The 9,911-nt window shown below is 44.9% G+C and carries 8 protein-coding genes; 7 read left to right on the top strand and 1 reads right to left on the bottom strand.

Going from position 1 to position 9,911, the window contains the following annotated elements; genetic code table 11:
- Positions 1–121 precede the first annotated feature (121 nt).
- The 6 genes from AB1466_04510 (at position 122) to holA (ending at position 8,735) form a co-directional block, all read left to right on the top strand.
- Positions 122–829, top strand: coding sequence for a hypothetical protein (locus tag AB1466_04510; protein MEW6189358.1), 708 nt, complete (start codon positions 122–124; stop codon positions 827–829).
- Between the two features lie 9 nt (positions 830–838).
- Positions 839–3,040, top strand: coding sequence for a hypothetical protein (locus AB1466_04505; GenBank protein ID MEW6189357.1), 2,202 nt, complete (start codon positions 839–841; stop codon positions 3,038–3,040).
- A 194-nt stretch (positions 3,041–3,234) separates the two neighbouring features.
- Positions 3,235–4,317, top strand: a complete 1,083-nt coding sequence (locus AB1466_04500; protein MEW6189356.1) for a peptidoglycan DD-metalloendopeptidase family protein — start codon at positions 3,235–3,237, stop codon at positions 4,315–4,317.
- Positions 4,318–4,348: 31 nt separating this feature from the next.
- On the top strand, positions 4,349–5,002 hold the full coding sequence (locus tag AB1466_04495; protein MEW6189355.1) for a helix-hairpin-helix domain-containing protein: 654 nt from the start codon (positions 4,349–4,351) through the stop codon (positions 5,000–5,002).
- A gap of 48 nt (positions 5,003–5,050) precedes the next feature.
- Complete coding sequence (locus AB1466_04490) at positions 5,051–7,447, top strand: DNA internalization-related competence protein ComEC/Rec2 (protein ID MEW6189354.1); 2,397 nt, start codon at positions 5,051–5,053, stop codon at positions 7,445–7,447.
- 310 nt (positions 7,448–7,757) lie between these two features.
- Positions 7,758–8,735 (top strand): DNA polymerase III subunit delta, encoded by a 978-nt coding sequence (gene holA / locus AB1466_04485; GenBank protein ID MEW6189353.1) that lies wholly within the window; start codon positions 7,758–7,760, stop codon positions 8,733–8,735.
- 63 nt (positions 8,736–8,798) lie between these two features.
- On the opposite strand, the gene rpsT is transcribed toward holA, so the two are convergent.
- The gene (gene rpsT / locus AB1466_04480; protein ID MEW6189352.1) at positions 8,799–9,074 is read right to left on the bottom strand and encodes a 30S ribosomal protein S20; all 276 of its coding nucleotides are present in this window, start codon (positions 9,072–9,074) and stop codon (positions 8,799–8,801) included.
- 189 nt (positions 9,075–9,263) lie between these two features.
- Here rpsT and AB1466_04475 point away from each other — a divergent pair.
- A partial coding sequence (locus AB1466_04475) for a lipid II flippase MurJ (GenBank protein MEW6189351.1) occupies positions 9,264–9,911 on the top strand: 648 nt, incomplete at its 3' end.

The raw sequence follows: 9,911 nt of genomic DNA, 5'->3' as shown, positions 1-9,911 counted from the left end.
AGCTCCTGATGGAATTTATACTATTAAAATTACGGCTCAAGATGCAAATGATTCATCGTTAAGCGATACGGGGGAAGTGAAAGTCAAAATTAAATCCGCTTTGTAACTTAACATTGGAGGAGTGAAACCTTTGGTTAAGCGGCTGGTCATTCTAACTTGCATTTTCCTAATTACTTTTGGTTGCCAAAGTTGCATAAGGCGCGAACGAACTGTGATGTTTGATTATAGTTTTGGCATAGGTCCCAAAGAAGGCGAGAATCCCAAAAATGTGATGGTTTACCTCCCATTCCCCCATCATGAAGGTAAACCATTCACAAAGATTTTGAAAGCTTTAAAAAAACGTTATAACGAATATGAAAGAGAAAGTATACCTGGTGTCACGCTTGATCTTGTGGAGACAAAATATGGTATCATGTTAAAGATACATATTCCCCTTCTAAAAGTTGGATTTGGAATCGATGTTCACTCCTCCCTCAGAGAGTCCATTTCCCTACCTCCTCCCTCAACTCGCTATCTTCTAAACCCACGTGTGAATGTTAGAAAAGTCACTTATCATCAAGCAGACCAAGGTCCCATTAAAGGTCTAATGAGCGACACATATGCTTTCGTAAGCTATCAAGATGGAACAGGATTAAGCTTAGGGGCTGATTACGAGGTTGTTGATAGGACACCTCCGCCTTTCCCTTTTATCTGGATGCATCGGTCGGGTGGTAATTACTCTGCCAGTGTAAACCAAAAGCCTTTTCAAGAGACATATCAGCGGCAATATATTAATGAAAAAGGTTGGATCAAATTGCCTGTCTATGAAATAGGATATGGTTCGAGGTGAAAAAGCTCCATGCTAATGAGAAAGTCACATTTTATAGCCATTTTAATAGCTATATTCCAAGTTTTGTCTGTTCCCGCTTTCGCCTGGGGTCCAGTGACCCATTATCACATCAATCGGTACTCTGCCTCCGATTTCGATTATCCGGAGATTTATTACTTCAATGGCACCGGTCCTGACATGTTCAACATGGGAGATCCACCGGTTAAAAAAGAGGATGGAAAGGACTACGATTGGGCAGATTTTGTCCACTCACCCGATCCCAAAGAAGACTACACCAAGAGCCAAAATTTTGCCTACCTCATGCTCAAAGTGGCTGGTCTTGATACGAATATATCTTCCAAGGATAAAGCATATGGTTTTGGTTGGGGAGGTCATATCTCCGCCGATTGGGTAGCCCATAATGAAAATCTGTTTCCAATCTGTCCCAGGGGGTCAAAAGGAGAGAAACTCCACGCTCTCGGTGAAGCTCTCTATGAACTTTACGTTTTTGAGACGAGAGGACCTATAGTTCCCTGGGAGGGTGATTTCCCTTTTACCTTGAGAATGAAATTCAATCCTGATTTGATTTACAAAGCGATGGTTAACTACAGGATGATTGATGTGCATGAGGAGAAGCCCGCGTTATCTGATCAGGAAATTAAAGAAGTAGCATTCAGAACCACTCTCCCAAAGTGGTATATCAAAGACCGCTGCAGGAAGTGGGTGGGAAGCATCGCAGCGATGCAGGCTGCTTACGCTGGAGCTCTTGCAGCCATGGGACCATTAGGGAAGCAGCTCTTCCTTGAAAAGATGCGCGATAAAGGGGCTGAAGAAAACATTGCCCTTTCTGAGGATGCCGTCTACGCTTGGGCGAATAACCCCATAGCAAGAAATCATATTCCCGATTATGGTGAGGTTGTTACTCCCTTTTATCCCTTCAAACTGGTTCACCTTCCAGTTTCCTTCCGGTTTGCTGCAAATTCTCTCCTCTTCGGTTTTGCTCCAAGATTTGCCTGGGCTGAAGGAGGTTCACTGAATGCAGCAGAGGCTAAGGCAAATCCAGATGAGATAACCTGTGCTTTCTGGGAGGGTGTAGCATTTCAAGCTGAGCAAGAGGGGATACTACAAACCGAGGAACAAATCTCCTTGAACGAAGGAGAAGAAGACTACATAATCACTGCAACAATCACGGATGGGGAAAAATTCGACGAAATCTTGAAGTATGTCATCTGGCAGCATATTCAAAATCCCTCTTCGGATAATGAACGAAAGTTTGCCATCTTTTGGAAAAATCTATACATTGAGGGCATCTCGGATCCAGATTTGCTCACGGATTCTATGTCTCCAACCATAACTGGTCTCACACCGGAGGATGGAGGCTATACTCCATGGCATAAACCAGTTATCTTCGCCACTGTGGAGGATGATCCCCTGGGAATAGGGATAGATGAGGACTCCATCCGAATGGAGGTGGATGGAATAAAGGTAGGGCACACTTACATACCGGAATTAAACTTGGTCCTTTACACCCCCGAAGAATATCTCTCCAGGGGTGAGCACGAGGTAACCATCAAAGTAAGCGACAAAGCGGGAAATGAGACCAAAGCTTCCTGGAATTTCACTATAAAGACGCTCTTCAGTCACGTGCTCTTCTCGGATAGGGATATGGGGATCACTGGCAATCCCAAGATAATTGGCAATATCCATTCCAATGGTGATGCAGTGGTATCCGGTTCTCCAGAGGTTCAAGGAAACATCACAGCTGTGGGATCGATCATAATCAACGGTAAGCAAAATATCCATGGAGAACTTCGGGACCACGCAGAGCCACGGGACTTCCCCTTGGTGGACTTCGAGTACTATGAGTATCTAGCCAAATTTCATGGAACCCACATAAATGGAGACATCGATTTAAGAGAACCGCAAGGAATGATCTTCGTCGACGGTGATGTGAAACTCTCTGGAAGGAATACCAACACCGCTACCATAATCTCCACGGGAGCAATCGAGATTTCGGGAGATTTGCACCTCCAACCGGATGTTGACGGTCTCATCCTCATAGCCAAGGGAGACATAAAGTCATCCGGCAAGGGAGGGATAACCGGGGTCATTTACTCCTCTCGTCGAGTGAAGATATCGGGAGAGAAAGAATACATCGGAGCTATCACCGCACAAAATTTGGAGGTATCGGGGAAGCCATTGATCAGGTACGATTCGAACCTAAGCCACTGAAATTTTTTACGCCCTTAAAACTAAGGACCTATTGAGAAGGAGAAATTTGGTTTTGATTTAACATAATGCAAGGTAGATGTGTTGGGGAGGGACTGTCCCCGGAAACTGTCCCAAAGGATAGTTGTATGGGAAAGAATTTTTGTGCAATCTATTCCCAGGCGGTTCTCTATTAGGCTGAAGTGGTGGGCATAAATATGTGGGGGAAATTGAGAGAATCTTGTCTGATCCTGGGACAGAGGCGTCTCGGAATCATAGTTTTTCTTTTACTCCTATTGGGTCTTATTCTCCCTTTTCCTGCCCGGTCTCAAGAAATTTCTTTCATTTGGCCCGTTAAGGGAGAAATCATAACACGATTCGATGAGAGCAAACATCGAGGTATAGATATCAAAGCTTCAGTGGGTGAAAAGGTTATCGCTGCTGCTCAGGGAAGCGTTCACTGGGTCGGAAAAACTCCTCGAGGAGAGCCTTACATTTCCATCGATCATCCCAATGGCTTAACGACGACTTATATTTCCGTAGATGCCTCTGTTCGCAAAGGTCAATGGGTGAATCAAGGAGACTCTGTAGGGACCATATCCTCGGTGGGTGAAATCTCTTCTCCCATTTCCCATCTCCATCTAGGAATGTTTTCGACCAAAACCAGGGGAAATCCAGTTTATGAAGATCCTGAAAAGTGGTTACCTCACCTCCCGCCCATGGAATCCATATCTTCAGAGAAGACCTCATCGTCGGCTGACATTACTGTCCTCCCCATCCTCCAAAACCAGCCGGCTAGCTCCTCTCCTCATTTTGAGTTTTCTACGAAGCCCGTCTCAGAGTCGAATCCAAATCCTGAACCAAATCCAAGCCTCAAACCAAATCCGAGTCCTGCCTTAGAAAGTATCCCTGACCCCATCCTTGAGACTAAATCAGGCGAGAAACCTCGCCCTGAAATTGCTTCGGATATTTGCACTATCCCAGCTTCCCATACTATCCCTGTGTCCCATTCTTCCATCATCCTTGAGGAAAATTGTCAGAAAGTAAATCAAAATACTCAATCTGCATCATTGGCATCCCTTCCGACTTCTACGAGTTCTCCCGCTCAACCTGAGGGGGAAATCAAGATGGGGCAAAAAGGGAGATTAAGAGGTAAAGAGCAAAGACGATCATGGATTGAAACATCGATTGCCATGCTATCTTCAATGATCATCTTTTCATTTTGCGCCATTAGATATCTTCTTAAGACTAGTCGACAATTACGACACCTGGAGATTTCTCCTAACATCGATACAATTTGACATCAAGTGGAAATAGGAAAACTTAAGAAACATGGAGGATCTCAGGAGGGATCTTAAGACTTTAATCGGGGAAAAGATTTCATCGGCGGGATTGCATTTTAGCCGCGTGGAGCTTGTCGCCATCATTTTTTTGGTGAGCCTCCTTCTTTTAGGAGGAGGGATTCTTTATGTGAGAAGCAAATCCGCAACAACCTCCGTCAAGGAGATAACTCCCATTGAACGAAAAGTTCAAAGAGCGAAAAAGCCATTAAAGGTTGTGGTTCACGTTTGTGGAGCCGTGAGGGTGCCAGGTGTTTACGAACTATCCGGTTCAAAGAGGGTTACCGATGCCATCCAGGTGGCAGGTGGTCCCACCCCTGATGCGAATCTCGATGCACTTAATTTGGCAGCCAAATTGGTGGATGGTCAAAAAATTTATGTACCCAAGGAGGGGGAAGTCAAGGCGGGAGAGAGCATCTCTCCCACGCTGTCGGGAAATGGTACCGTTGATGGTCCCATTAACCTAAACACAGCCTCGGTTGAACAGCTAGATCAGCTTCCTAGGATTGGACCAGTCCTGGCTCAAAGGATAATCGAATATCGCCAGTCCAACGGGGGCTTTAAAAGCATTGACGATCTTCAAAAGGTTGAGGGCATCGGTCCCAAGAAGTTCGAACAAATTAAGGATAGGGTTACTGTGAATTAACTTCAAAAGATAAAAACTACAGAGTTGATCTGATGCAAAACTTGATCTATGCAACAGTGTGATTTTCCTCCAATCTTTTTTCTGACCTTGGTCTTCATCTTAGGCATAGTTTTGGAAGACCTTTTCAAAATATCTCCCATTCTTTCATTTCTACTCGTCCTTCTCTCCCTTATTTTGCTGGGGATTCATTTCCTCTATCCCATCCAATTCGGCTATTTCATACCATTTCTTGTCTTCCTTCTCCTCGGTATATTCCTCACTTCCCTAGTGATCACTTCTCTTGGAGGAAGCATTTTAGTTCCTTTAGCTAGGGGAGGCAAAAGCGTGGTGATAGGTGGCACAGTCCTTGGTGAACCAAGTTTAAAAGGAGATCAATTGCGCTTTGATCTTAAGGTGGAAAGCATCGATGCCACGCAACGGCATTTGAAAGCATGTGAGCTTACAAAAGTAATTATCAAGAGTCCCAACTTCCACAGGATACAAGCGGGGCAGAAGCTTAGGATTAGAGGCAAACCCGTACTTATATCCAATGTTCACCCTCGTTATGCTCGGCACTTGTATCGGAAAAGGATTCAAACCTTTTTTGTGGTAGATACAACCTGTGCTGAGCGCCGCATCAAGTTCACCCAAATGTCGAATAATCCAATCCAGAACATCATAACGGGATTTCGAACCAGGATTAAAAGCCAGACTTCTTCTTTTCTCTCTAAGGATCAAGCTGGCTTGCTCACCGGTCTCCTACTCGGAGACCGCTCGCGTATCTCCGGAATCATTGAGGATGATTTCCGAAAGGCCGGTGTGATGCACGTTTTGGCGGTATCTGGGCTACATCTGGGAATGATTGCTACAATTGCTTATCTGTTGAGTTCAATTTTAAGGCTCAATCCCATCGCCAGATCGGCTTTAATCGCCTTTTTCATGCTTTTCTATGTTTTGCTCACCAGTTGTCGCCCTTCGGTGCTCAGGGCTTCAATCATGATTGCGGTGGGACTTTTGGGTTGGCTTCTCGGGAGGGAGAAAAACCTACTTTCAGCTATCTCCGTGGCAGCTCTCATTCTACTCATTTATAATCCTTTTCTCTTATACGATGTGGCTTTTCAACTATCTTTTGCAGCGGCTTTGGCGATCATCCTTATCGCTCCCATTCTAAACTCTAAGTTGGTTGGATTATTTCCGAGGAGGGTCAGCGAGCTACTCTCCTTATCCATTGCCGCTCAGGTGGGAGTCGCTCCTATCCTGGTTTATTACTTCAATGAGCTTTCCCTCGTAGCGGTGGTGAGTAACCTATTTGTGGTCCCCGCCATTGCTCCTATCCTTGGACTGGGTCTTGCGGCCAGCTTTATGGGAATCTTCTCGCCCTTTCTAGCTTGCCCCATTTTTAAAATTACCGGTCTGCTTTTAGAATATGTGCTTAAAATCACATCTTTGTTTGCTTCTTTGCCTGCGAGCTCCATATATTGGGAAACTCCTTCTTCCTTGAGTATCTGTTTTTATTATTTTACCGTCATAGCTGGGATTTACTCCTCGAAGCGATGGCGAAAATCCGTTGGTCGCCCAAGGAATTTCAATTTTAAGAGATTGCTCATAGTGGCATTGGTTTTAATGGCGGGGATCATATGGTGGCAGGTTGGAAAGAGCGCGCCTCCGAAGGATTTCACGGTAACCTTTTTTGATGTCGGACAGGGTGACGCAGCTCTCATGCGAATGCCAAGCGGCGAAAATATACTCATAGATGGTGGGGAGGATTCACATGGCATGCGGCGAAGCTTAACTGCAAGAGGGATTCGAAAAATCGATTTGTTGGTTTTATCCCATCCCCATGCGGATCATCTGGGTGGCTTAACTGAAGTAGTTGAAGGTTTTGAGGTGGGAATGATCTTAGATGGGGGACAACCTCATACTTCTCATCTTTATAAAGAATTCTTGACGGTAATAGATCAGAGGGGTATTCGATATCGTCTCGCTCGAAAAGGACAGGAATACGAGATAGGATCAAGGGAGCGGAAGCTCAAAATCTTGATTCTTCATCCGCGTCCTCAATTTGTGACCGGTACAAATTCGGATCTAAACAACAATTCCGTGGTTTTAAAGCTAACATACGGTGATTTCTCGCTTTTATTCCCTGGAGATATTGAGAGGGAGGGGCAATCCCTGCTTTTGGACTGCGGGGATACCTGCCCGTCCGGTGGGCGGGTCTTGCATTGTACCGTTTTGAAAGTACCTCATCATGGGAGTGCCAATGGAGGTGATTTTAAATTCTTGAGGCAGGTATCACCGCAGGTGGCGGTGATTTCCGTGGGGGAGGGTAATCCCTTTGGTCACCCAGCCAAATCGACCTTGGGGAAATTAAAATCCTTGGGGGCAAAAATTTACCGTACGGATAGAGATGGAGATGTTACAATATCAACCGATGGCGAGAATTTTCGAGTCATTACCGAGAAATAGATTAGGGGCCACGCAATTTGCCCTTAACGGTGGGCTGCACAGTCGCCTCCTTAGCCCATCTATTTTAGAAGATATTCGGTGATTTATGACCGACTTATTACTGGGGAGTATCAGACTAGACTGAATCCTAGGCCCAATGGGACTGTTGAAAACCCTGTTTGTCATTGCGAGCGACCGCAGGGAGCGCGGCAATCTCCTGTTTTATAAGGGAGTTTATGAGATTGCTTCGTCGCTATCGCTCCTTGCAATGACTTTGTCAACAGCCCCAATGTCCGAAGTCGTTGGGAGATATTGAACTCGGGGAGAGATCATGACCAAAGCACGAAGAGGTCTTAAGAGCTTAAAGCCCGTTTATCTCATCTATGGGAGCGAAAAGTTGCTTTTGGAGGAGGCTCTGGATAGGTTAAAGGCACGCTTTGCAAAGGAGGCTCCTCTCGATTTTAACTACATGGAATTTCGAGGCGGGGAAGATAGTACCTCGACCATGATCCAGGCAGCTCAGACCGTTCCTTTTCTCTCCGATAGGCGTCTCGTTGTGGTAAAGGATGCGGATAAACTCTCTCCATCCGAAGTATCGCTTTTGTCCGACTATTTTAAAAATCCCTCTGAACATGCCTGTTTAGTTTTGGTCGCGGGTAAGCTGGACAAATCGGATAGACTTTACAAAGCCATTGAGAAATTTGGGGAGATCCATGAGTATAAACTCCGATTCAGGAAAGATTATCCTAACTGGATTAAAAAGCAATTTTTGAAGAAAGGGAAAGTGGTGACCAAATCAGCGGCGGAATTTCTCTTTCAAACCATTGGTCAGGATTTGAGCAGGCTTGCAAACGAGATAGAAAAAATCTCCCTATTTTACGATGACAAGAAGGAGCTCGATATTGAGGATATAAATTACGTGACCGGTAAAACACCCGGAGATACCATTTTTGACCTGATGGATTTCATTTCAAGGCGAGACGAGACTCATGCCTTGAGCGCTTTGGATTGCCTTCTTAAAGGGGGAGAGACCATCACTAGCATCTTTCATATGATCGTTAGGCAGTTCAGGTTGTTGCTTAAAGCGAAGGTTCTTCTTGAAAGGGGAGCCAACGAGCGGCAGTTAATGCGGGAATTAGAACTTCCCTCTTTTGCAGTTGAAAGGCTCAAGCAACAATGTCGAAACTTTTCGTTCAAACAGTTGAAACGGGCTTATGAGCTTCTATTGAAAGCAGATTTGGATATGAAGAGCAGCGACAAGAACCCCCGATTGATATTGGAAACCTTAGTGGTCAAAATTTTGAAGTAAATGAAATAAAATTCGGCAGAAAACAATGACCTTATTAAACGGGAAAGAAAAATGAGCGAAGGTTTATGCGCTTGCCTTCATTAGCGCGTTAAATTTCCTCATGAGTTTTGATTTTTTATTCGCAGCGCTATTCAGATGAATGACGCCCTTGGAAACAGCCTTATCCAAAGCCTTTATCGCTTTCTCCAGAGCTTCCTTCGCCGAATCTTTATCCTTGGACTCAATGGCCTCGTTAAACTTGGAAATATAGGTTTTAATGGCGGATTTGACTCTTTTATTCCTCAACCGTCGTTTCTCCGCCTGTTTCATCCTCTTGATCTGAGATTTTATTCGAGCCACCCTTTGACCTCCTCCTTTTTGTCTTTGTGAGTCTACCATATCTTTTCCCCTCATTCAAGAGAATGCTTGCAATGCTGATCCCGTGTCGATTGGATAATGCTGCAGGTTTCATATCTTTCTTTTTCGCAAAAAACTTCAATGATATAATAAGCCATCGATAGTTCATCGAAAGCCGGAAATATGGATGAAATGGAGATATCCGAGCAAGAATATCTCGTCCGTGTCCCAAAATTAGCCATGGCAGCGGTCATAGTTATGGCTGCCACTTTGCTATCTCGAATCTTTGGTCTGGTGAGAGAGCAGGTTATGGCGGCTTATTTTGGTGCTCACGTTCAGATCGATGCCTACCGAGTGGCTTTCATCTTGCCAAATCTTTTCCGAATGCTTCTCGCGGATGCCGCCATTGGTTCTGCTTTCATTCCCGTTTTTACCTCCTATCTCGCGAGGGGAGACAGGAAAGGCGCCTGGGAAGTATGCAGTTCGGTTATCAATCTCATGGTGCTCATACTCTGCCTTTTTCTTGGATTGGGAATGATCTTCGCTCCTCAACTCATTTCAATCCTAGCCCCCGGCTTTACCAATAAGCCACAGACCTTTAAACTTGCTCTGATCATGACCAGGATACTTTTTCCATCGGTTTTGTTCATGGCATTGGCCGGTGTGGTTATGGGAATTCTCAACTCTTATGAACATTTTACGGCTCCCGCTTTATCTCCAGTGTTATGGAATTTCATTATCATTGCTTGCATCGTGTTTTTAGCTCCTAAGATGGGAGTCGTTAGTTTGGCATTGGGCATCGTCGTAGGTAGCCTCTTTCAATTCCTGATGCAAATTCCC

This window comes from Actinomycetota bacterium (assembly GCA_040755895.1).
Taxonomy (GTDB): domain Bacteria; phylum Actinomycetota; class Aquicultoria; order Subteraquimicrobiales; family Subteraquimicrobiaceae; genus Subteraquimicrobium.
The sequence above is the reverse complement of the archived record's forward strand: the minus strand, read 5'-3'. Positions and strand labels throughout refer to the sequence as shown.